A 21,438-nucleotide genomic window follows, 5' to 3' on the forward strand; every position below is an offset into this window, starting at 1 on the left:
GCCTCAGGAGGCGTAGGTTCCGAAGGCCGTGCGGATCCCGTCAGCAGGCGCCCCCTCGGCCAGCAGCACCTGCAGCAGCAGGCGCGCCTTCGGTGCGGGCAGCAGCCCGGCCATCACCGCCCCCGCGTCCAGGAGATCGACCTCCGAGCCGGGATAGCCGTAGTGGTGCGTGGAGGTCCCGCCGCCGAAGGGACGCGCCGCGACCACGACCGGCACCCCGGCCCCGAGCAGCCCACGAAGCCGCGGCATCGCCGCGGGGGAGACGTGCCCCATCCCGACCCCGTCGACCACCAGGCCGGCGATCGCCCCGGCGGGCACGTGGTCCAGCAGGGCGAGGTCCTCATCCAGGCCCGCGGTGAGCAGCGGCACCGCCGGGAAGCGGTCCGGCGGGGAGCCGGCGGTGCGCGGCCCGCGCGGCAGCGGGAGGTGCAGCAGGCGGAGGTCCTCGGCCCCGACGATCGCGAGCGGCCCGGCCGGCTCCGAGGCGAAGGCCGAGACGCTGCGGGAGGAGGTCTTCACGACCCGGTCCGCAGCGTGCGCATGCCCGTCGAACACGACCAGCACCCCCAGGCCCCGGGCCGACGGGGCGATCGCCGTGCGCACCGCGTCGCGGAGGTTCGCGGGGCCGTCGGCGCCGAGCGCGCTCGCCGGGCGCATCGCACCGGTGACCACGAGCGGCGCCTCCCGGTCCCAGTACCGATCCAGCAGGAAGGCCGTCTCCTCGAGCGTGTCGGTGCCATGGGTGAGCACGGCCCCGGCCGCGCCCGCGTCGACCGCGGCCCGCGCGTGCTCGAGCACGGCGCGCAGATGGTGCGGGCGCACGTCCGAGGAGGAGGTGTTCGCCAGCGAGCGCGGGCGCAGCTCGACGTCCCCGCCGACTGCGGCCAGGAGCCGTGCGCCCGCGGCGTCGTCCGGGCGCGCGCTCTCGCCGCGCGAGTCCTCGGACATGACGATGGTGCCGCCGAGGGAGAGCACCTCCACCGCGCCGCTCACTCGGTCTCGATCTCCTCGCCGAGATAGGCGGCGGCGGTGCGCAGGGACGCCTTGCGGGCCGGCTTGCGGTCTGCGCCCCCGGCCACGTGCGCCTCGTACCAGGCCTCGGCCGTGGCGCGCGTGAACTCCGCGCCCTCGGGGGAGCCGGCGAAGGAGCCCAGGCGCCGCATCAGATCCGCACCGGGATCCTCGAGGTGATGGGCCAGGGCGTACAGCGCCGCGTCCCAGCCGCAGCCCGTCGCGCCAGGGCCGAAGGTCGCCCAGTGCGCATCGGCGGGCACCGTGTGGCGCAGGGTCAGGGTGGTGCCCTCGCCGTGCTCGGCGGGGCTGATCAGCAGCTCCAGCTCGCTCGAGCTCTTGCCGAACTCCCAGGTCAGCAGCAGTCGGCGCGGCGGCTCGACCTCGAGGAGCCGCCCGCCGGTCTCCATCTCCGCGAGCTCGTAGCGGCCTCCGGGCACGACGTCGCCGCGCGCGGTGCCGAACCAGCGGGCGAGGCGCTCCGCAGTGGTCAGCGCCTCCCACAGCTGCTCGGGTGCGACGTCGAAGGTCTGGGACAGGCCGACCGTGCTCCCGTTCTTCGCGGGGGTGACGGTGCGGGTCACGGCGGTCAGCTGGGCAGTGGGTGTGGGAGTCATCGGGGACCTTCCTCGCCGGGGGCGGTGCGTCGCAGGCGCACGATCACCTCGGCGTGCTCGGTGTGGGGGAACATGTCGACATAGCGGCCGGCGACGATGCGCAGCGAGGGCATCGCGGCGAGGTCGTCGGCGAGGCTGCCGGGGTGGCAGCTGGAGTACAGGACGTCGGGGACGCCGGAGCGCTCGAGCCAGGCGGCCAGCTCGGGGCCGAGGCCGCGGCGGGGCGGGTTCACCACGACGATATCGGGCGGGCCCGACGCGTCGGCGGCCTCGGCGATCGCCCAGGCCGTCGCGTCGGCGGCGAGGAAGCGCACGTCCGCGCCCGCCGCCTCCGCCCCCTCGCGGGCCCCGTCGATCGCCTGCGCGGAGACCTCCACCCCGGTGACCTGCGCGGCGGGGACGGCGCGGGCGAGGTGCAGCGCGAAGCCGCCCAGGCCGCAGTACAGGTCCCAGATCCGCAGGTCCTCGCGCGTCCCGGCGATCTCCCGCGCCCACTCGGCGCCCTGGCGGTACAGGGCTCCGGCGACCTCGGTGTGGGTCTGCAGGAAGGACTGCGGGCGGGAGAACAGGGTGACGTCCCCGGTGCGCACGGCGAGACGGCCGGCACCGGCGAGGGGGATCTCCTCCTCGCCCTCGACGCGCGTGGTGTGCTCGGGATGGATGTTCGCACTGACCGACACGATCGAGGGATGCGCCTCGAGCAGGCGCGGCAGATGCTCGCGCAGCCGGTCGAGCGCGGCGGTGCTGCGCAGCACGAAGCGGAGCAGATGCTCCCCGTCCGGGGAGCTGGTGACCAGCACGTTCTTGATCTCGCCGCGACGACGGGCGACATCATAGGGCGGGATCTGCGCACGACGGATCAGGGCCTTCGCCCCCTCGAGCACCTCCTCGACTCCCGCGGGGTACAGGGGGCAGTCGCACAGGTCGGTGCCCGCGGACTGTCCGGGCAGGGTCAGCACCGGCGCGGCCGCGGTGCCGCCCACCGCCATCTTGCCGCGGGCGCGGAAGCCCTCCTCGGCGCCGACGATCGGTGCGCCCCAGACGGTGCCGGGGGCGAGATGCGCAGCGAGCAGCTGCTCGACACGCTCACGACCGCGGGCGAGCTGCCGCGGGCGGGGGAGATCCAGCAGCGTGCAGGACCTGCACGCGCCGGAGTCGAAGTGGTGGCACCGCACCCCAGGAGTCTACGAGCCGGGCGCTCAGGCGAACCACTCGGTGGGCGGGCCCAGCGAGAGCAGCACCGAGAACACGACCGCGACCACGACGACCGCGACCACCGCGGCGAGCACCGGGCGGCGCAGCGCGAGCGCCGCGACCCGCTCCGGGAGGGTGTGCGGCGGGCCCTCGCGCAGCCGCCAGGAGTCCCCGAGCAGCCCGCGCCGGTGCGCCCACTGCTCGAAGGGCACGGTGAGATACGGGATCAGGGCGGATCCGACGCCCAGGGCGAGCCGGCCGACGCTCCAGCGCTGGTCGACCGCGACCAGCACGGTCACCACCACGTAGGACAGGAACACGAAACCGTGCAGGGCGCCGCCGATCCGCACGCCGAGCTCGGTCACCTGCAGGACGTACTTCAGCAGCATGCCGAGCAGCAGCAGGGTCCAGGTGACCATCTCGGCGAGCGCCAGCACGCGGTACAGGCGGGACGGGGTGCGCAGCAGAGGCATGCCGCTGATCGTGCCAGAGTCCGCTGAGCACCCTCCGGGAGCGGGACGGACGCCCGACGATCGTCGGATCCGCCGGGCGGGGACGGCTGGAAGGCTGGACGCATGACGACGCACACGATCCCCGGAGAGCTGTTCCTGCTGCTGACGAACGACGCGGGCCGGCAGGACTCGACCCAGTACCGCCGCCAGGCGCTCGCCGCCGCGGCGGTCGCCGAGCTCGCCCTGCGCGAGAAGGTGGCGCTGAGCGAGGACCGCACCCCGAAGGTGAAGGTCCTCGACACCGAACCGACCGATCTGCCGGTGCTCGACCAGGCCCTCGGCGCGCTCGCCGAGCTCGACGGCAGGGCGATCAAGACCGTGATCGGTCACCGCACAATGGACCTCACCGAGGTGATCGGCGAGGGCTTCGTCGCCGCGGGCGCCGTGACCCGCAAGGACGGCTGGTTCTTCACCTCCTGGCCGGCCGAGGACGACTCCCTCGAGCGGGCGCTGCGCGCGCGACTCGCCGCCGCCGTCACCGACTCCTCGGTCGCGAGCCTGCAGGACGGCATCCTGCTGGACCTGCTGCGGGCCCTGCGCATCGCCCACCGGATCCTCAAGGACGACCTGCCGGACATCAGCCGGCGCGATCTGGATCGCCGCATCGAGCGGCTGGACATCGACCATCCGGCGGCGAAGGCCGTTCGCAGGATCATGGACGACATGGCTGCGGCGATGATCGCGACCACGGCGGCGGCCGGGGCCGTCAGCTCGACCTGAGCCGCGCCGTGGTGCGCGCGGTGGCCGGTGCGGTCCACGGGTCCTCCGGCCAAGGATGCTTCGGGTACCGGCCCCGCATCTCCTTGCGCACCTCGCGGTAGGGGCCGTCCCAGAAGGAGCGCAGGTCGTCGGTGACCGCGAGCGGCCGACGGGCGGGGGAGAGCAGGTGGAAGAGCACCGGCACCCTGCCCCGCACCAGGTGCGGGGTCTCGGCCAGGCCGAACAGCTCCTGCAGCTTCACCGCGACGACGGGCCGGCCTGCGGGCTCGTCGGGCGCGGGATAGTCGATGCGGGCCGTCGCCCCGGAGGGGACCGGGAGCCGCTCGGGCACGAGCGCGTCGAGCTCCGACGCCTCGGGCCACGGCAGCAGGGAGCGCAGCGCGCCGAGCAGGTCGATCCGGTCCAGGCGGGCGGTGCGGGCCGAGAGCTGCGGGGCGAGCCAGAGGTCGAGGGAGTCCAGCAGCGACTGCTCGTCCATCGCGGGCCAGGGATCGCCGAGCTCGCGGCGGACCAGGGCGAGGCGGGACCGGAACGCGGTCGCCGCCTCCGACCAGGTCAGCGCCTCCAGCCCGCGCTCCCTGACCGCGGAGAGCACCGCGGGGACCGTGTCCTCGGCGGTCGCGGCGACAGGGGTGGAGGACAGCTCGATCGCGCCGAGCACACGGCGGGAGCGGGCCCGCACCGCCCCGTCCTCGAGCACGGCGGTGCGCTCCTCGCGGCGCAGGCCCGCGCCATGCGCCAGCGCGTCCTGCTCGCTCAGCGGTGCGGCGGCGCGGATCACCGCGCCGGTGCCGTCGGCCGCACGACCGGCCGCCCGCTGCACCTCCCACACCGCGAGCCACTCCGTGCCCAGCAGCCCGCTGCCCTCGGGCAGGGCGGCGCGGGTGCCGGAGGCCAGCAGATAGCTGCGCGATCCCTCGGCGACCCGGCGTGCGATCCGCTCCGGGCGGGCGAGGGAGAGCACGGCGCCGGCCTGCTCGCCCGTGACGGCGCGGGGCGCGGACGCGACCCCGGCGAGCCGGGCGAGGCGGTCTCGCTCGCGACGCCACCGCTCGGCACCGGGGGCGCGTCCGGCGCGCAGCTGGGCGAGGAGGCGGGGGAGGTCCGCGCCGACGGGCCGGTGATCGTCGGAGACAGCGGCGACGACGTCCGGGCCCGGCGCCCCGCCGGCCAGCAGCGCCCGTGCCTCGCGCACGCCGACGGGGAGGCAGGCGGTGCGCCGCCCCGCCGCCGTCGGCCGCCCCTCCGCATCGACCAGGCCGAGCGCTCGCAGAGTCTCCTCCGCGGCGCGGATCTCCGCCGCGGGCGGCGCGGTCAGCAGCGGCAGCCCCTCGCCGCGCGGCGTCCCCCAGCAGGCGAGCCACAGCGCCGCATCGGTGAGATCCGCGGCGGTGATCTCCGGCGGGGACTGGGCGGGCATCCCGGCGAGCTCCGCCTCGGAGAACACGCGCACCGCTCGGCCCGGGCCCTGACGTGCGGCGCGGCCCGCCCGCTGCGCGATCGCGGCGCGGGAGGCGCTGACCGTGACCAGCCCCGACATGTCCCGGGCCCGGTCGCGCCGCACCTCGCGCGAGAGCCCCGCGTCGACCACCAGGTGCACCCCGGGCACGGTCAGGGAGCTCTCCGCGAGCGCGGTCGAGACCACGATCCGGGGCGGCTCGCCGGGGCGTCGGCCGCCCGTGGCCCGGTCCTGCTGCGCCGCGGGGAGCCTGCCGTGCAGGGGGAGCACCTCGACCCCGTCGACGAGCCCCTGCAGCCGCGCGACCGTCTCGTCGACCTCGCGGGCGCCGGGGACGAACACGAGCGCGTCGCAGCCCTCCTCCCGCTGGGCGCGTGCCGCGGCGCGTGCGAGATGGTCGAGGTGCTCGCGGGTCACGCCGCGCGCGTCGAGCCGCGGCGACGGGGACGGGGCGTGCTCCGTGCGCAGCGGGTGGAGGGGGCTCGGCACCTCGACGACCGCGGCGCCGTCCAGCACCGCGGCGACGGCCTCGGCGTCCAGCGTCGCGGACATCGCCCCGACCGTCAGGTCCTCCCGCAGCTGCCGCGCCTCGGCGAGCATGCCCAGCAGCAGATCCGTCTCGAGCGACCGCTCGTGGACCTCGTCGAGCACCACCGCGGCCACGCCCGGCAGCTCCGGCTCGGCGAGCAGCCGGCGCAGCAGCACCCCCGGGGTGAGCATCTCGATCGCGGTGCCGGGGCCCGCTTCCCGCTGCCCGCGCACCGTGAAGCCGACCGGCCCGCCGAGCCGGCTGCCGTCGAGCGCGGCGAGCCGACGGGCCGCGGCGCGCACCGCGACCCGGCGCGGCTGCGTGACGAGGGTGAGGCCGCCTGCGAGGTTCGCGACCAGTGGCGGGACCAGGGTCGTCTTGCCCGTGCCGGGCGGGGCCGTGACCACGAGCGCACCGGTCCGGGCGGCGGTCTCGAGCTCGGCCCGGGCCGCGGCGACGGGCAGGCCCGCCCCGACGGCGTCGAGGTCGAAGCGGTGGGCGACGGGGGCCACGGTCAGTCGATGAGGTCGAACTCGACCTGGTCCGTCTCGGCGCAGACGCTGGTGACCGAGAGGGTCCACAGGTCCAGCGTGACGGTCTCGCCGAGGGTGATCGGCTCGATGTCGCGGGCCGGGCTGTCCCCGACCGCGGCCGTCAGCTCGGCCCGGTCGCCGTCGATGCCCTCGACGGTGACGGTGAGGGTCTCGCCGCCCCGCTCGGGCAGCTCCGGCGTGGCCTCGCCGTCGATCTCGGCGTAGTAGGCGCCCTCGCCCGTGCAGGGCTCCGGCGGGGTGAAGCCTTCGGGAGCGGGGGTCACCTCCCAGGCCTCCTGCGGGACGGCGGCGGCCGTCGCACCCCCGCCGTCGGAGGCCCCGCCCGCGTCGGAGGGAGTGCTCGCCGAGGGTGCTCCGTCGGTCTCCTCGGGGGCCGGGGAGCCGGTGCAGCCCGCGGCGAGGAGGCCGGCGGCGAGAACGGCGACGGCGAGGCGCACCAGCGGGGTGCGGGGGCGAGCGGTGACGTGCACGGGGATCCTCACGGCCGAGCGGGACGAGACCCTCGACACGCTAGCGGACGTGCGGGTCCATGGCACCATCGAGGGCGTCCCGCGCACCCGGAGGGAGGGGAGCAGATGCCGAGCCCCGGAGCGACGCCGCCACGTCCGACGCCGAAGGCCCTCGCCGGCCGCACCGACCCCGCGCGCGCGGTGACGCCGGTGGACTACAGCGCCGTCCCCGGCCGCCGACCCGCCGCGCAGCCCTCGGACCGGCTGCCGCGACGTCGCGCCCGCACCGTCGAGCTGCCGCGGCGCCCCGCCGAGGCGCCGACCGGGGCCGTGCACACGCTCGACGCCGACGACCCCCGGCCGCTGCCGCGTCCGCTGCGGATCCGGGACGAGGACATCCGCGCTGTCGGCGTCGCCGGGGCCGACGGGGAGCGGATCGTGCAGGCCGTCGCGGATCCCGAGGACGCCTGGACCGCGGACGCCGGCACGAGCGACCACTTCCTCCGCGGGGACCTCGTGGTGCAGGTGCGCCGCGCGGACAACGCCGTGATCGGCCTGTTCTCCGCCCGCTACGCGCTGAGCGTGCGACCGGCGGAGTACGAGCCGGCCCTCGACATCGCGGAGGCCGCCGCCGGTCCCTCGACCCGCGGCGGGCAGGGCACCCGCCACCCGACCTCCCGGCGCGAGCTGCTGCGCCGCATGGAGGAGGCGGGCTTCGTGGTCACACCGGGAGCGACCCACGGCCGCGTCACCCATCCCGCGCATCCCGGGCTCGTGCTGCCCTTCGCCTCGACGCCCTCGGATCGTCGCTTCACCCGGCACGCGGTCGCGCAGATCCGTCGCGTCTTCGGGATCGACCTGCGGCGCTGAGGGCCCCGGACAGAAAGGTGCCCCGGCTCGTCCCCACGAGCCGGGGCCATCCCTTTCCCCCGCGTCCCGGATCAGCGGATCCCGCTTCCTCCTCAGTCGGCGGGTCCTCCGGTGACGCGTTGAGAACAGTGAACACGCCCTCCCGGACAAACCCCTGTGCCGAGTCTGTCCATTCCCTGGAAACGCGCCTCCGTGAGCCTTGCGATCAGTCGCTGACCTGCCGGGAGTCGAGGATCGAGAAGCTCGCGCGGCCCAGCAGCCGCAGCAGGCGGACCAGTCGGTCGAAGGTGATCGCGCCGGCGACCGCGCGCATCACCTGGATCAGCTCGAGCCGCTCGTCGCCCTCGTGACGGTGCTCGGCGTCGGGGTCCTGGTCGCGGTGCTCGCGGTGTCGGTGGTGCGGGCTCAGTCGCCCACCGGCATGCGGAGCTCCTCGCCGTCCGGGGCGTAGAAGCGGGAGCTCCGGGTCGCGAGCCCGATGTCCTGGGAGGACTGGTTCTCGATCGTGATGTCCACGCCGAGGAATTCGCGGTTCTCCGTCTGGCTCTCCGTCGAGGGGCCCTCGGTGGGCTTGTCCGCCGGCTGGTCGGTCTCGAGCCCCGTGGTGGGGTGCTCGGACGGCGAGTCGGACGGCCCGGGGCCGGTCGGGCTCGTGGTCGAGGTCGGCTCGGGACCGTCCTCGGCGTCCTCGCCGATCAGGAACAGACCCACACCGACGACGCCGACGACGAGCACGAGCAGGAGCGCACAGCCGCAGGCCAGCCCGACGTAGAGCGGCATGCGGCTCTTCGGCGGGGTCGGCGGCATGCCGTACGGGGTGCTCATGAGGGGCCTCCGCCTCTGATCGGGAGCTCTCGGACACACGCTAGCCCGGCGCCGCGCGTCGATGTGCGATCCGCCACTGCGTTCGCCATACTGGCCGGGTATCGACGACCAGCCCACCCTGCGGCGGTCCGGCAGCGGAGCACGATTCCCGAAGGCGCCGGACCGGTCGCACGAGGAGATGATCGCCTTGCTGACCAGACTCCACGATGCGCTCAGACTGCGCACCTCACCCGTGATCTTCTTCGGCTCGGCGGCGATCATCATCGCCTTCGTGCTGGGCACGATCCTGTTCACCGACGCCCTGAACTCCGGGGTCTCCGGCGCCTCGGACTGGCTGCTGACCAACCTCGGCTGGTTCTACATCCTCGGCGTCACCGTGTTCCTGGCCTTCCTGATCTTCATCGCGATGGGGCGCTTCGGCCGGGTGAAGCTCGGCCCCGACGACGAACCGCCCGAGCACTCCGGAGCCGCCTGGTTCGCGATGCTGTTCGCGGCGGGCATCGGCTCGATCCTCATGTTCTGGGGCGTGGCCGAGCCGATCAGCCACTTCGGCGATCCGCCGCGCGGCACCGAGCTGGGCATCGAGGCCGGCACGTGGGCCGCCGCCCACGACGCCATGAACTTCACCTACTACCACTTCACGCTGCACACCTGGGCGATCTTCACCCTGCCGGCGCTGGCCTTCGCGTACTTCATCCACAAGCGCAACCTGCCGCCGCGCGTCAGCTCGATCTTCCAGCCGCTGCTGGGAGAGGGCATCCACGGACCGATCGGGAAGCTGATCGACATCGTCGCGATCATCGGCACGATCTTCGGCATCGCTGTCTCGGTGGGGCTGGGGACCCTGCAGATCAACGGCGGCCTGAACCAGCTCTTCGGGATCCCCGAGAACGCGGGCTGGAACCTCATCATCATCGGCGTGGTGTGCGGCCTGGCGCTCATCTCGGTCTCCCTCGGCCTGGAGAAGGGCATCAAGGTCCTCTCCAACCTCAACATCGTCATGGCCGTGCTGCTGCTGATCTTCGTGCTGGTCGCCGGCGGCTCGACCCTCTTCATCATCAGGGGGACCCTGGAGTCCTTCGGCAGCTATCTGGTGAACCTGCCCGAGCTCGCGCTGTGGAACGACACCCAGGCCGACTCCGGCTGGCAGAACACGTGGACCGTCTTCTACTGGGCCTGGACCATCACGTGGTCGCCCTTCGTGGGAATCTTCATCGCCCGCATCTCCAAGGGTCGCACCATCCGTCAGTTCGTCTCCGGCGTGCTCGCGGTGCCGGCCGGATTCTCCGTGCTGTGGTTCGGGATCTTCGGCTACGCGAGCTTCGACATCGAGCTGCGCGGCGACGGCGGGCTCGTGGACCGGGTGGTGGGCGACGGTGACATCCCCGGGGCGCTGTTCGCCTTCCTGGACCACTACCCGGCCGAGTTCCTCGTCTCGGTGATCGCGATCATCCTGGTGGTGATCTTCTTCGTCACCTCTGTGGACTCCGCGGCGCTGGTCACCGACTCGATGGCCAACGGCCACGAGGACTACAACCCGCTGGGGCAGCGCATCTTCTGGGGCGTCTCGATCGGGCTGATCACCGCGACGCTGCTGGTGTTCTCCGGCGAGGACGGGCTGACCGCCCTGCAGTCCACGATCATCCTCGTGGGCCTGCCGTTCTTCATCATGGGCTGGTTCCAGATGTACGCCCTGCTGCGCGCGCTGAAGGAGGACGCGGGCGAGCTGCCGCGGATGCGCACCCGCGAGTGGGCGCAGGTGCTGCCGCCGGAGGAGTTCGAGCGGCGCGAGGAGGACGAGGAGTACGACACCGAGGACTACGTCATCGAGCCGACCTTCACCACCGAGGTTCCGGTCATGACCGACCCCTACGAGGAGATCGAGGAGGTCGAGGAGGACCAGGCGAGCACCGGCCCGGACAGGGGGACCCTCCCGGCCCGGACCGGCAGCGCCCGCGCTCCGCTGCCCGAGAGCGGCCGGGACGAGTTCCGCTGAGCGGCACGGGGTCAGGCCGGGTCGGCCTGATGGCGGTCGGCGCTGCGGCGGTAGTACATCGCGAGCACCGCGCCGGAGAGGTTGTGCCAGATCGAGAAGATCGCGGCGGGCAGCGCTGCGGCCGGGCTGAACGCGGAGGCGGCGAGCGTCGCGGCGAGGCCCGAGTTCTGCATTCCGACCTCGACCGAGGTGGTGCGCGCGGCGCGCTCGCCCTGGCGCAGCAGCCGGGCGGCCCAGTAGCCGAGCAGGTAGCCGAGCCCGTTGTGCAGGACGACCGCCAGCAGCACGATCGCGCCGGCGGAGACGATCGCCTCGGTCGAGCCGGAGACCACCGAGACCACGACCAGCGAGATGCCGGCGACGGAGACCCACGGCAGCGCCGGCAGGATCCGGTCCACGAGCGTCCCGGCGACGAGGCGCACCACGAGGCCGCCGATCACGGGGATCAGCACCATCTGCACGATCGACAGCGCCATCGAGCCCGCGTCCACGGGAAGATAGGAGCCCGCGAGCCACAGGGTCAGCAGCGGGGTGAACAGCGGCGCGAGCAGGGTCGAGATCGAGGTCATGGTCACCGACAGGGCGGTGTCCGCCTTCGCGAGATAGCAGATCACGTTCGAGCTGGTGCCGCCGGGGGCGCAGCCGACGAGGATCACGCCCACGGCGAGCTCGGGCGGCAGCTGCAGCAGCACCGAGATGCCGAGGCCCACCAGCGGCATGATCACGTACTGCGCGACCACGCCGATCAGCACGGGCAGCGGCCGTCGCACGACCAGGCCGAAGTCCGGGATCGTGAGCGTGAGCCCCATCGCGAACATGATGACGCCCAGGTAGATGCTGGTGAACGGGGCGAGGGCCTGGCCCACCGAGGGGGCGAGGAACCCGAGCGCGGCGGTGAGGAGGATCAGGGCGGGGAAGATCGTCACCGCGATGCGCGCGGAGCGGTCCTCGGAGGCGCGCGCGGTGCTCGCGGGCGCGGGGGAGGGGGTCTGGAGCGTCATGGGAGCACTGTACTGCCCTGTGAGACAGCGGTCCGATATGTGGACGCCTGGTGGTCCCGGCGGTCGTCGGCTCAGCGCCGTTGGCGCGCCGGGACCTGCCAGGCGTGCACGGGCTCGCGGGAGTCGACGCCCGCCCGGTAGCGGCGGGTCATCTCCGCGAGCGCCTGTTCGCGCGTGCCGCCGCGCAGCTCGAGCGAGGTGACCGTGTCGATCTGCCAGCGGGCGCCGTTGCGGCCGGTGCGGGCGCGCTCGGTGAGGATCTCCCCGTAGCGGGCGACCACCGCCGGATCGGCGCCGAGCTCGCGCAGTCCCTCCATCGCCTGCGGGATCAGGTGCTGCTGGAGCAGGTCCGCGACCCGCACGCGGCCCACCTTCGGCCAGCGCACCCGCGCCTCGAGACCCCAGCGGGCGCACTGCTGGAAGGACTCGTCGGCCTGCTCGAAGCTCATCCGCGACCACAGCGGCCGCCGCTCGTGCACGAGCGAGTGCACGATGCCGTAGAAGAAGGCGGCGTTCGCGGCCATGTCCGCCGGCGTCGGCCCCGCCGGCAGCAGACGGTTCTCCAGCCGCAGGTGCGGCAGGTCCGTGCCGGGATCGTAGATCGGGCGGTTCCAGCGCCAGACCGTGCCGTTGTGCAGCATCAGCTCGTGCAGGCGGGGCGAGCGCCCCTCGGTCAGCAGCGGCTCCTCCGCCATCTCCCGCGACTCCGGGATCAGGGCCGGGAACAGCCGCACGTTCTCCTCGAACAGGTCGAACATCGAGGTGATCCAGCGCTCGCCGAACCACACCCGCGGCCGTACCCCCTGTGCCGCGTACTCGGGTGGTCGCGTGTCCAGGGCCTGCACGAAGGTGGGGATGCGGGTCTCGTGCCACAGCCGCCTGCCCAGCAGGAACGGGGAGTTCGCGGCGAGCGCGACCTGCGGGCCGGCGATCGCCTGCGCCGCGTTCCACGCGGCCGCGAACTGCTCGGGCGGGACCTGCAGGTGCAGCTGCATCGAGGTGCAGGCGCTCTCCGGCGCGATCGAGTCGAAGGTCGTGTCCACCCCGCGGCCCTCGCCCTCGATCCGCAGCGTGATCTCCTCGCCGCGCGCCTCCATCACGCTGGACTCGAGCGCCTCGTAGCGAGCCCCGGGCGCGCGCCAGGACTCGTCGGCGAAGAGGTCCTCCGAGATGGTGGGCAGATGGCCGACGGGCACGACCCGGGCCCCGCGGGCCCGGGCGGCCTCGTCGGCCCGGTCGATCGCGGCGCCGAGCGCCGTCTCGAGCTCGCCGAGGCCCGTCCCGTCGGGGCGGGTGACCGGCAGGTTGGCCTCGAGGTTGAAGCGGCCGATCTCGTGGACGTACTGCTCGTCGAGGTCCTCCAGCAGGGTGTCCGCGATCAGCGCGGGCGCCATCGAGTCCTGCTCGGCCAGGTTCATCTCGAGCTCGACGCCCACGGTCCCCTCGTCGACGAACTCCGCCGTGTCCAGGAAGGTCTCGAAGAGGTCGAGGTTGCGTCGCAGCTCCCGCCGGTAGCGGGTGCGCTGGGACCGGGTGTACTCGGTCGTGCCGATCTCGCGTCCCATGGTGGTGACCTCCGGTGCAGGCGGACGGGGCCCGCTCATCCAAGCACGTGCGCGGCCGCGCACGCACGCGGAGTCCGGGGCGCGGGGCGTCGTGGATCACAGGTGAGGGCTACCCTGGGAGCACCCTCGCCGAAGGAGGCTCCGATGACGGACCCCAAGGACAGCTACGACCACGTGATCATCGGCGGCGGGATCGCCGCGGACGCCGCCGCGCGCGCGATCCGGGCCGAGGACGAGACCGCGAGCATCGCGATCCTCTCCGCGGACGCCCACGCCCCCGTGTACCGTCCGGCCCTGTCGAAGGACCTGTGGACCGGCGAGGACCCGGATCCGACCTCTCAGGACCTCGGCACCGCCGAGGCCGCCGGCGCGGAGCTGTTCACCTCCACCGTCGTCACCGAGCTGCTGCCCTCCTCGCGCACCGTCGTCACCGCGCGCGGCGAGCGGATCCACTACCGCACCGCGCTGCTCGCGACGGGCTCCGTGCCGCGCCGGCTCCCCGAGGTCGGGGACCGGCGCGTCGCCTACCTGCGCACCGTCGGCGACTACCGCCACCTGCGCTCCCTCGCCGTGGACGGCGCCCGTCTCGTCGTCGTGGGCGGCGGCTACATCGGCACCGAGGTCGCCGCCGCGCTCACCCGCACCGGCGCGGAGGTCACCCTCGCCCACGGCGGGGAACGGATCCTCGAGCACATGTTCCCCACCTCGATCACCTCCCACCTCGAGCAGGTCTTCACCGAGAAGGGTGTGGAGCTCGTGGGCGGATTCCGCCTCGAGGACGTCACCGCCGGGGAGAGCCTCGCCCTCCGCGCGGAGGACGGGAGGACGCTCGAGGCCGACGCCGTCGTGCTCGGGCTCGGCGCGCGCCCCGACACCTTCCTCGCCGCGCAGGCCGGGATCGACACCGATCGCGAGCTCGTGATCGTCGACCCGCACCTGCGCACCAGCGCCCCGGACGTCTTCGCGGCCGGGGACGTGGTGCTCTACGACGACGCGCTGCTGGGCCGGCGCCACGTCGAGCACGTCGACCACGCCGAGGCCTCCGGCGCCCTGGCCGGGAAGAACATGACCCGCCCCGAGGCGGAGCGGGAGGAGTACGAGCACACGCCGCTGTTCTTCTCCGACCTCTTCGACGACGGCTACGAGGCGGTGGGGCGCTTGGACTCCTCCCTGGAGATGCGGGAGGTGTGGGACGAGGAGAGGACCGCGGCCGTGGTCCACTACCTCGAGGACGACCGCGTCGAGGGCGTGCTGCTGTGGAACACCTGGGACTCGGTGCCCGCCGCGCGGCAGCTGATCGCCGACTCCCAGGCCGGGGACCTCCCCCTCGACTCCCTGGAGGGCAGGATCCCGCCCGGCGGCTGAGCCGGGGCGCGTGACAGACTGGCCGGGTGAGCACGCCGATGAACACCTCCCTGCCCTGGCCCGACGGCGCCGAGGTGCTGCCGATCGCCGCCCTGCGCCCGGTCCTGGACCGCCTCGCCTCCCTCGTCACCACCCATGAGGAGGACGCCGCGCAGATCCCCGGCCTCGCCGTGAGCGAGGAGGAGGTCGCCGCGGATCCCCCGCCCGCCCTCGAGCAGCTCGTGGACGAGCTCGGCGGGATCGAGCTGCGCGGCGCCCGCGTGCTGGACCTGCTGGTCGAGGACCGCACCGACGTGGGGCCCTACACCCTGCTCGGCGACGCGAGGACCTACTACCCCCTGTACGAGACGCCGGACGCCGCAGTGGTGCTGACCCTCGACGAGCACGGCACCCCCGGCGCCGTCCACGGCATCGGCGAGGACCTCTCCCTGCAGCTGGCCGCCCCGGACCTCACCACCTATCTGGGCCTGTTCGCCGACGCGCTCGAGGCGACCCTCGCCGCGCTCGCCGAACGCGGCCCCGCGGAGGAGGACACCGACACGGAGCGCACCGAGGTCGCCGAGCAGCTCATGGACGCGCACCTCTTCGCCGCGCTGCTGGGCACGGTCGACGGGGTCCCGGAGGCGGAGCTCGTCCCCGCCGAGGGGGACGCCGCGGCCGACGGCGCGCTCGCGCTCGCCGACCTGCGCGGCGCCGCCCTCGGCACGCGCGTGGACCCGATGGACGTCGACGTGCCCGGCGACCCGCTCGAGACGCACCTGTCCTGGCGCGAGCACGGGCTCGTCATCGCCGTCCACGGCGGCTGAACCGCAGCCGGCAGGTCTACCCTGGTGGGAGGGCCCTTCACCCGTGAGGACCGGATCAGGAGCAGTGACATGACCGCGACCAGCCCCGATGCCCCCGCCCCCGTGCTCGTGCTGGTCCCCGGCGCGACCGGGGCACCCGCCGACGGCGGCGAGGGCTTCCATCTCGCCGATCCCGCGGTCCCGCAGCTCTCGGTCACCGACCTCGTCGCCACCCGCGGCGACGGGATCTTCGAGACCATCGGCGCCTTCGACGGCACGCCCGTCAACGTCGGCCCGCATCTCGCGCGACTGGCCCGCAGCGCCGAGATGATGGACCTGCCCGCCCCCGACCAGGGCGTGCTCGCCGCCGCGATCGACGCCGCGATCACCGCGCACGACCCCGTCCCCGAGCTCAGCGTGCGCGTGATGTACACCCGCGGCGTCGAGGGCTCCGGCACCCCCACCTGCTGGATCCACGCCCGCGTCTCCGACGACTGGAGCCCCTATCGGGCCGGGATGAAGGTCGCGGTGCTGGACCGGGGTCTCGCCACCACCGTCACGCGCACCAGTCCCTGGCTGCTGCCCGGCGCGAAGACCCTCAGCTACGCCGTGAACATGGCCGCCGTGCGCGAGGCGAAGCGCCGCGGCGCCGCCGACGTGCTCTTCCTCGCCTCCGACGGCTATGTGCTCGAGGGCCCCACCTCGACCCTCCTCGTGCGCCGCGGCGACACCTTCCTCACCACCCCCGTCAGCGCCGGCGTGCTCGAGGGCACGAGCGTGGCGACCCTCTTCGCCTGGCTGCGCGAGCAGCAGGGCCTCGTCGCCGGGGAGGAGCTCATGACCGTGCAGGACGTCCGCGACTCCGACGGCGCCTGGCTGCTGTCCTCGACCCGGCTGGCCGCCCCGATCACGCACCTGGACGAGCACGAGCTGCCTGTGGACCACGAGCTCACCGCCCGCTTCCAGCGGGTGCTCACCGGCGGGATCTGACCTGAGGGGAACCGGCCCGGCGCGCGCCGAGCAGCGCTTGCGGGTGCCAGAATCAGGGGTCGCCGCACCTGGCCGCACGAGGCCGCACCGGGAGGAACCATGAGCACCGCACCGCGACCGCCGATCGCCCCGCTCTCGCTGAGCCTCGTCCTCGCGAAGCTCGACGTCGGCGATGCCGAGGACGCGCTGCGCACCGTCGCCGGGCAGCTCCTGGACGCCGGCGCCGTCACCGACGCGTTCCCCGAGGCGCTGCAGGTGCGGGAGCGGCGCTATCCCACGGGTCTGCCCACGCCCGTGCCCACCGCGATCCCGCACGCGGACCCCGAGCACGTCCTCGTTCCCGGGCTGGCGCTCGTGACCCTCGCCCGCCCCGTCCCCTTCGGCGAGATGGGCGGCAGCGGCGGCGAGGTCCCGGTGCAGCTGCTGGCCATGCCGCTGCTGACCGACGCGCGCGACCACCTCGCCGCCCTGCGCCGCCTGATGAGCCTGCTGCAGGGCGGGACCGCGGTCGCCGAGCTGATCGCGGCGGAGGACGAGGAGACGCTGCGCGCCCGCGCCGAGGAGCTGCTGGGCCGCACAGGAGAGACGGAGGAGAACGCATGAGGACCCCCCGGCTGGGCGTGAAGGCCCTGATCGTCCGCGACGGCCAGGTGCTGATGAACCGCTACGTCGAGCCCGAGGGCCGGGAGGTGTTCGCCCTGCCCGGAGGCGGGCAGGAGCACGGCGAGGACCAGACCACGGCGATGGTGCGCGAATGCCGCGAGGAGATCGGCGCCGAGGTCGAGGTGCACCAACCCGCCTGCCTGTTCGAGGTCATGATGGACCGCCGCATGGTCGACGGCTCCCCGATCCCGCCCTTCCACCAGGTCAACATCGCCTACTGGTGCGGACTTGCCGAGGGGGAGGAGCCCGGCGAGGGCACCGATCCCGACCCCGGTCAGGCCGGCACCGCCTGGCTCCCGCTGGACCGGCTCGGCGAGCACGTGGTCCACCCCGTCGAGCTCGCCCGCTGGCTCGAGTCGGACCCCAGCTCGCGCCCCTTCAGCCTCGGGGTGTGCGGGAGCTGAGCACGCGCTAGCCTGGCAGGGCGAACATCCAGCGACGGCGCTCGCCGTCGTGCCCCGAGCGTCAGGAGACCCATGACCATCTCGCCCCGCATCTCCTTCCACGACGGCCGTTCCATCCCGCAGCTCGGCTACGGGGTGTGGCAGGTGGAGAACGAGGTCGCCGCCGACGTCGTCGTGAGCGCCCTCGATGCCGGCTACCGCCACGTCGACACCGCCCGCGGCTACAACAACGAGGCCGGTGTGGGCCAGGCGCTGAGCCGCACCGACCTGCCCCGCGACGAGATCTTCGTGACCTCGAAGGTCCCCAACCAGGACCAGGGCCGCGATACGACCCTGCGCTCCTTCGACGCGACCATGGAGGACCTGGGCCTCGACGAGCTCGACCTCTACCTCATCCACTGGCCCGCCCCCTCCAAGGGTCTGGCGCTGGAGACCTGGAAGGCTCTCGTGGAGCTCAAGGAGCAGGGCCGGATCCGCTCCATCGGCGTCTCGAACTTCCGCGTCGAGGACCTCGAGCTGATCGAGGCCGAGACCGGCGTGCTGCCCGTCCTGAACCAGATCGAGGTCCACCCGTACCTCGGCAACGCCGAGCTGCGCGCCTTCCACGCCGAGAAGGGCATCGTCACCGAGTCCTGGTCGCCGCTGGGCCAGGGCGGCGGCGAGCTCGAGGACCCCGTGGTCACCCAGGTCGCCGAGGCGCACGGCGCGAGCCCCGCCCAGGTGCTGCTCGCCTGGAACCTGGCGCTGGGCAATGTGGTGATCTCGAAGTCCGTCACCCCCGAGCGGATCGCCGCGAACCTCGCCTCCCTCGAGCTGACCCTCACCGAGGACGAGATCGCGCAGATCTCCGCCCTCGACAAGGGCGCCGCCGGCCGCCAGGGCCCCGACCCCGACGAGTTCGCCGGGCATCAGGGAGCCTGAGCCCCGGGCCGAGCCCCACGGGCTCAGACGCGGACGGTCGCACCCGCGAGCGTCGCGGCATGGGGGTCGAAGTCGGCGGGCATCGGCTCGACCTCGTCGAAGGTCGAGCCGATCTCGACGATCCGGTCCTCGGCGATCGCGGTCTCGATACCGACCATCACGTCCAGCACGTGCGCGGCGATCTCGCCCTGCGCCCGGTGCGGCACCCCCGCGCGCAGGGCGCGGGCCATCTCCAGCACGCCCAGGCCGCGGCCGGCGGTCGCACCGGTCGCGGGGACGGGCCGCGCCTCCCCGGCACGATAGGGGGTCAGGGCGCTGTCGCCCTCGAAGACGTTCGGATCCGGGAAGGAGAGGGTCGCCTCGGTGCCGTACACCTCGACGAAGCCCGTGCGGGCGTGCGGGGAGTCGAAGCTCAGCAGCACCGTCGCGTTCTGCCCCGAGGCGAAGCGCAGCAGCGCCGCGACCTGCGTGGGCACGGTGACGTCGAAGACCTCCCCGGCCTTCGGCCCGGAGCCGATGGTGCGCTGCTCCCGGGCCCTCGAGCCGACCGCGCTGACCGAGGCGACCGGGCCGAGCGCGAGCACGAGCGTGCTCGTGTAGTACGGGGCGATGTCGTAGAGCGGCCCCGCGCCCTCCTGGAAGAGGAAGGCGGGGTTCGGATGCCAGGACTCCGGGCCCGGGGACTGGAAGAGGGTCAGCGCGCTCGCCGGCGTCCCGATCGCGCCGTCGCGCAGGGTGCGCAGCGCGGTCTGGATCCCGGCGCCGAGCACGGTGTCGGGGGCGCCGCCGACGCGCACCCCCGCCTCCCGCGCCGCCTCGAGCAGCGCCGTGGCGTCGGCCTGGTCGGTGGTGATCGGCTTCTCCGTCCACACGTGCTTGCCCGCTCCGACGATCCGGCGGGAGACCTCCGCATGCGCGGTCGGGATCGTCAGGTTCACGACGATCTCGACGTCCGGATGCGCGAGGACGTCCTCGGCGGTGCCGGAGGCGGGCACGCCGAACTCGGCGGCGCGGGCCGCCGCGGCCTCGGGGAACAGGTCCCCGACGATGTGCACCTGCACGTCCGGGAAGGACGTGAGATGGGTGAGGTACTCGGCGGAGATGGTGCCGGCGCCGATGAGGCCGATGCCGACCGGGCCGGTGGACTGCTGGGGCATGGAGGAGCCTTTCGAGGTCGTGCGGGGGCGGTCACTTCACCGCGCCGGCGGTGAGCCCGGCGACGAAGTTCTTCTGCATCATCAGGAAACCGACGACCACCGGGATCGACACCGCGATCGAGGCGGCGAGGATCTGGTTCCAGTAGACGTTGGTCTGGGTGGCGTACTGGCGCAGACCCACGGCGAGCGTGCGGGTCTCCTCCGTGGTGAGCACGGAGGCGAAGAGCACCTCGCCCCAGGCCGTCATGAACGCGTAGATCGCGACGGCGACGATGCCGGGCCGGGCCGCGGGCAGGATGATCCGCAGCAGGATCGTGAGGTTCCCGGCGCCGTCGACCTTCCCCGCCTGGTCCAGCTCCTTCGGGATGCCGTCGAAGTAGCCGGCGAGCATCCAGACCGAGAAGGGCAGCGAGAAGGTCAGGTAGGTGATGATCAGGCCGATCCGCGTGCCCACCAGGGGCACGCCGAACGCGGCGTCGATGTTCACGAAGATCAGGTACAGCGGCAGCAGGAACAGCACGCCGGGGAACATCTGCGTGGACAGCACCGCGGTCATGAACGGGGTCCGGCCGCGGAAGCGCCAGCGGGAGACGGCGTAGGCGGCGAAGATCGCGACCGCCACGCTGAACAGGGTCGCGACCGAGGTGACCACGAGCGAGTTCATGAAGTAGCGCGCCAGCGGCACCGTCGACCACATCTCGATGTACGGCGCGATCGTCACCCTGCTCGGGAACCACGAGAAGCCCGCCTGCACGTCGCCGAGGGGCTTCAGGCTCGTGGTGACCATGACGTACAGCGGCAGCAGCACGAAGGCGCTCAGCCCCGCGAGCACGACGACGCGGAAGATCTTCTCACCGAGGGTCTCACGCATGGGAGCGCCCCTTCCTCCACTGGGTGGCGTACAGGTACACGAGCGAGACGGCCAGCAGGAACAGCAGCAGGAGCACGCTCATCGCGCTGCCCACGCCGAAGTCCCAGGACAGGAACGAGGCGTTGTAGATGTGGAAGCTGATGAGGTCGCCGGCAGGCGGCTGCGCGGTGCCGAACAGGATGTACGGGGTGTTGAAGTCGTTGAACACCCACAGGAACATCACCAGCAGCATCGTCTGGTTCACGGGGGCGAGCATCGGCAGCGTCACCGCACGCCACTGGCGCAGCGGCGAGGCACCGTCCATGGCGCTGGCCTCGTACAGCTCGTCCGGGATCGACTGCAGGCCGGCCATGAACATGAGGAACGCGAAGGGCCACATGCGCCAGATCGCGACCACCACGACGGAGAGGAAGGCGTTGTCGCCGATGAGCCAGAAGGGGGCCTCGTCGAGGATCCCCAGCTGCTCGACGAGCAGGTGGTTGATGACGCCGGTGTCGCGCTGGAGCATGAAGTTCCAGGTGATCACCGCGGCGTAGAGCGGCAGGGCGTAGGGGACCAGGAACATGGTGCGGAAGACGCCCCGGCCCCGGAAGGGCCGCTGCAGGGCGACGGCCGCCGCCATCCCGAGCCCCCAGCTCAGCCCCACCACCAGCGCGGTGAACGCGACGGTGACCAGGAAGGAGCTCAGCAGCTCCTGCCCGATCGGGGTCTCCAGGTCCACCGCGATGCGGTAGTTGTCCAGCCCCACGAAGGGGGCCTCGGTCCAGCGCCGGATGAAGAACTTCGTCAGCTCCACGAAGCTCATCCAGAAGCCGGTGACCATCGGGACGATGTGGATCAGCAGCTCGAGGATCACCGCGGGCAGCAGGATCAGATAGGGGAACCAGGTGCGGCCGCTGCGGCGGCGCGGAGCGGTGGACTCCGCGCTCGTCGGCGGCGACGAGTTCCCGCGGGTCGCGGTCGAGGTCATGGATCGTCCC

Annotated in this window: 21 protein-coding genes; 9 read left to right on the plus strand and 12 right to left on the minus strand. The window is 73.3% G+C overall.

Annotated features, from left to right (window positions below; all coding sequences use genetic code 11):
- Positions 1 to 3: 3 nt before the first annotated feature.
- From D1648_RS02755 to D1648_RS02770, 4 genes are read right to left on the minus strand one after another with little or no spacing between them, the layout of a single operon-like run.
- Positions 4 to 993: an asparaginase gene (locus D1648_RS02755; protein ID WP_122939278.1), complete on the minus strand. Its 990-nt coding sequence runs from the start codon at positions 991 to 993 to the stop codon at positions 4 to 6.
- Positions 990 to 1,628: an SRPBCC family protein gene (locus D1648_RS02760; protein WP_122939279.1), complete on the minus strand. Its 639-nt coding sequence runs from the start codon at positions 1,626 to 1,628 to the stop codon at positions 990 to 992. The genes D1648_RS02755 and D1648_RS02760 overlap by 4 nt, the downstream gene beginning before the upstream one ends.
- The gene (gene rlmC / locus D1648_RS02765) at positions 1,625 to 2,803 is read right to left on the minus strand and encodes a 23S rRNA (uracil(747)-C(5))-methyltransferase RlmC (RefSeq protein ID WP_122939280.1); all 1,179 of its coding nucleotides are present in this window, start codon (positions 2,801 to 2,803) and stop codon (positions 1,625 to 1,627) included. Before rlmC ends, D1648_RS02760 begins: the two co-directional genes overlap by 4 nt.
- 24 nt (positions 2,804 to 2,827) lie before the next feature.
- On the minus strand, positions 2,828 to 3,295 hold the full coding sequence (locus tag D1648_RS02770) for a DUF3817 domain-containing protein (RefSeq protein ID WP_122939281.1): 468 nt from the start codon (positions 3,293 to 3,295) through the stop codon (positions 2,828 to 2,830).
- A 102-nt stretch (positions 3,296 to 3,397) separates the two neighbouring features.
- Between D1648_RS02770 and D1648_RS02775 the strand changes: the two genes are divergently transcribed.
- Positions 3,398 to 4,054 (plus strand): GPP34 family phosphoprotein, encoded by a 657-nt coding sequence (locus D1648_RS02775; RefSeq protein WP_122939282.1) that lies wholly within the window; start codon positions 3,398 to 3,400, stop codon positions 4,052 to 4,054.
- Here the strand turns inward: D1648_RS02775 and hrpB are convergent.
- Both hrpB and D1648_RS17775 read right to left on the minus strand, forming a co-directional pair.
- Complete coding sequence (gene hrpB, locus D1648_RS02780) at positions 4,041 to 6,554, minus strand: ATP-dependent helicase HrpB (protein WP_164518559.1); 2,514 nt, start codon at positions 6,552 to 6,554, stop codon at positions 4,041 to 4,043. The genes D1648_RS02775 and hrpB overlap by 14 nt on opposite strands.
- A 2-nt stretch (positions 6,555 to 6,556) precedes the next feature.
- The gene (locus tag D1648_RS17775) at positions 6,557 to 7,066 is read right to left on the minus strand and encodes a hypothetical protein (RefSeq protein WP_126281968.1); all 510 of its coding nucleotides are present in this window, start codon (positions 7,064 to 7,066) and stop codon (positions 6,557 to 6,559) included.
- Between the two features lie 105 nt (positions 7,067 to 7,171).
- Between D1648_RS17775 and D1648_RS02790 the strand changes: the two genes are divergently transcribed.
- Positions 7,172 to 7,915: a hypothetical protein gene (locus tag D1648_RS02790; protein WP_122939284.1), complete on the plus strand. Its 744-nt coding sequence runs from the start codon at positions 7,172 to 7,174 to the stop codon at positions 7,913 to 7,915.
- 405 nt (positions 7,916 to 8,320) lie between these two features.
- On the opposite strand, the gene D1648_RS02800 is transcribed toward D1648_RS02790, so the two are convergent.
- Positions 8,321 to 8,740: a hypothetical protein gene (locus D1648_RS02800; RefSeq protein WP_122939285.1), complete on the minus strand. Its 420-nt coding sequence runs from the start codon at positions 8,738 to 8,740 to the stop codon at positions 8,321 to 8,323.
- Positions 8,741 to 8,918: 178 nt separating this feature from the next.
- On the opposite strand from D1648_RS02800, the gene D1648_RS02805 reads away from it, so the two are divergent.
- Complete coding sequence (locus D1648_RS02805; protein ID WP_241155328.1) at positions 8,919 to 10,736, plus strand: BCCT family transporter; 1,818 nt, start codon at positions 8,919 to 8,921, stop codon at positions 10,734 to 10,736.
- 11 nt (positions 10,737 to 10,747) lie between these two features.
- On the opposite strand, the gene D1648_RS02810 is transcribed toward D1648_RS02805, so the two are convergent.
- Together D1648_RS02810 and D1648_RS02815 are read right to left on the minus strand one after the other, a co-directional pair.
- Positions 10,748 to 11,737, minus strand: a complete 990-nt coding sequence (locus D1648_RS02810; protein WP_122939286.1) for a bile acid:sodium symporter family protein — start codon at positions 11,735 to 11,737, stop codon at positions 10,748 to 10,750.
- Between the two features lie 71 nt (positions 11,738 to 11,808).
- On the minus strand, positions 11,809 to 13,302 hold the full coding sequence (locus tag D1648_RS02815) for a glutamate--cysteine ligase (protein ID WP_122939287.1): 1,494 nt from the start codon (positions 13,300 to 13,302) through the stop codon (positions 11,809 to 11,811).
- A 144-nt stretch (positions 13,303 to 13,446) separates the two neighbouring features.
- Here D1648_RS02815 and D1648_RS02820 point away from each other — a divergent pair, with 144 nt between their 5' ends.
- The 6 genes from D1648_RS02820 (at position 13,447) to D1648_RS02845 (ending at position 18,430) form a co-directional block, all read left to right on the plus strand.
- Positions 13,447 to 14,667, plus strand: a complete 1,221-nt coding sequence (locus D1648_RS02820; protein WP_122939288.1) for an NAD(P)/FAD-dependent oxidoreductase — start codon at positions 13,447 to 13,449, stop codon at positions 14,665 to 14,667.
- A 26-nt stretch (positions 14,668 to 14,693) separates the two neighbouring features.
- A complete protein-coding gene (locus D1648_RS02825; protein ID WP_241155329.1) occupies positions 14,694 to 15,473 on the plus strand; it encodes a hypothetical protein in 780 nt (259 codons plus the stop codon).
- Between the two features lie 69 nt (positions 15,474 to 15,542).
- Positions 15,543 to 16,442 carry an aminodeoxychorismate lyase gene (locus tag D1648_RS02830; protein WP_122939290.1) on the plus strand — a complete coding sequence of 300 codons (900 nt, stop codon included), beginning with the start codon at positions 15,543 to 15,545 and terminating at the stop codon, positions 16,440 to 16,442.
- A gap of 99 nt (positions 16,443 to 16,541) precedes the next feature.
- Positions 16,542 to 17,045, plus strand: coding sequence for a PTS sugar transporter subunit IIA (locus tag D1648_RS02835; protein ID WP_122939291.1), 504 nt, complete (start codon positions 16,542 to 16,544; stop codon positions 17,043 to 17,045).
- A complete protein-coding gene (locus tag D1648_RS02840) occupies positions 17,042 to 17,509 on the plus strand; it encodes an NUDIX domain-containing protein (protein ID WP_122939292.1) in 468 nt (155 codons plus the stop codon). Before D1648_RS02835 ends, D1648_RS02840 begins: the two co-directional genes overlap by 4 nt.
- A gap of 72 nt (positions 17,510 to 17,581) precedes the next feature.
- A complete protein-coding gene (locus D1648_RS02845) occupies positions 17,582 to 18,430 on the plus strand; it encodes an aldo/keto reductase (RefSeq protein WP_122939293.1) in 849 nt (282 codons plus the stop codon).
- Between the two features lie 23 nt (positions 18,431 to 18,453).
- On the opposite strand, the gene D1648_RS02850 is transcribed toward D1648_RS02845, so the two are convergent.
- From D1648_RS02850 to D1648_RS02860, 3 genes are read right to left on the minus strand one after another with little or no spacing between them, the layout of a single operon-like run.
- A complete protein-coding gene (locus tag D1648_RS02850; RefSeq protein ID WP_122939294.1) occupies positions 18,454 to 19,587 on the minus strand; it encodes a Gfo/Idh/MocA family protein in 1,134 nt (377 codons plus the stop codon).
- 31 nt (positions 19,588 to 19,618) lie between these two features.
- Positions 19,619 to 20,458 (minus strand): carbohydrate ABC transporter permease, encoded by an 840-nt coding sequence (locus D1648_RS02855; RefSeq protein ID WP_122939295.1) that lies wholly within the window; start codon positions 20,456 to 20,458, stop codon positions 19,619 to 19,621.
- The gene (locus D1648_RS02860) at positions 20,451 to 21,428 is read right to left on the minus strand and encodes a carbohydrate ABC transporter permease (RefSeq protein ID WP_122939296.1); all 978 of its coding nucleotides are present in this window, start codon (positions 21,426 to 21,428) and stop codon (positions 20,451 to 20,453) included. The genes D1648_RS02855 and D1648_RS02860 overlap by 8 nt, the downstream gene beginning before the upstream one ends.
- Positions 21,429 to 21,438 lie beyond the last annotated feature (10 nt).

The organism is Brachybacterium sp. EE-P12 (assembly GCF_003711805.1).
GTDB lineage: Bacteria > Actinomycetota > Actinomycetes > Actinomycetales > Dermabacteraceae > Brachybacterium.

Bases quoted from the DNA above. Each gene is read 5' to 3' on its own strand.
- D1648_RS02760 (WP_122939279.1), bottom strand. From the start codon at position 1,628: ATGACTCCCACACCCACTGCCCAGCTGACCGCCGTGACCCGCACCGTC.
- D1648_RS02770 (WP_122939281.1), bottom strand. From the start codon at position 3,295: ATGCCTCTGCTGCGCACCCCGTCCCGCCTGTACCGCGTGCTGGCGCTC.
- D1648_RS02775 (WP_122939282.1), top strand. From the start codon at position 3,398: ATGACGACGCACACGATCCCCGGAGAGCTGTTCCTGCTGCTGACGAAC.
- D1648_RS02790 (WP_122939284.1), top strand. From the start codon at position 7,172: ATGCCGAGCCCCGGAGCGACGCCGCCACGTCCGACGCCGAAGGCCCTC.
- D1648_RS02800 (WP_122939285.1), bottom strand. From the start codon at position 8,740: ATGAGCACCCCGTACGGCATGCCGCCGACCCCGCCGAAGAGCCGCATG.
- D1648_RS02805 (WP_241155328.1), top strand. From the start codon at position 8,919: ATGATCGCCTTGCTGACCAGACTCCACGATGCGCTCAGACTGCGCACC.
- D1648_RS02810 (WP_122939286.1), bottom strand. From the start codon at position 11,737: ATGACGCTCCAGACCCCCTCCCCCGCGCCCGCGAGCACCGCGCGCGCC.
- D1648_RS02815 (WP_122939287.1), bottom strand. From the start codon at position 13,302: ATGGGACGCGAGATCGGCACGACCGAGTACACCCGGTCCCAGCGCACC.
- D1648_RS02820 (WP_122939288.1), top strand. From the start codon at position 13,447: ATGACGGACCCCAAGGACAGCTACGACCACGTGATCATCGGCGGCGGG.
- D1648_RS02830 (WP_122939290.1), top strand. From the start codon at position 15,543: ATGACCGCGACCAGCCCCGATGCCCCCGCCCCCGTGCTCGTGCTGGTC.
- D1648_RS02835 (WP_122939291.1), top strand. From the start codon at position 16,542: ATGAGCACCGCACCGCGACCGCCGATCGCCCCGCTCTCGCTGAGCCTC.
- D1648_RS02840 (WP_122939292.1), top strand. From the start codon at position 17,042: ATGAGGACCCCCCGGCTGGGCGTGAAGGCCCTGATCGTCCGCGACGGC.
- D1648_RS02845 (WP_122939293.1), top strand. From the start codon at position 17,582: ATGACCATCTCGCCCCGCATCTCCTTCCACGACGGCCGTTCCATCCCG.
- D1648_RS02850 (WP_122939294.1), bottom strand. From the start codon at position 19,587: ATGCCCCAGCAGTCCACCGGCCCGGTCGGCATCGGCCTCATCGGCGCC.
- D1648_RS02855 (WP_122939295.1), bottom strand. From the start codon at position 20,458: ATGCGTGAGACCCTCGGTGAGAAGATCTTCCGCGTCGTCGTGCTCGCG.
- D1648_RS02860 (WP_122939296.1), bottom strand. From the start codon at position 21,428: ATGACCTCGACCGCGACCCGCGGGAACTCGTCGCCGCCGACGAGCGCG.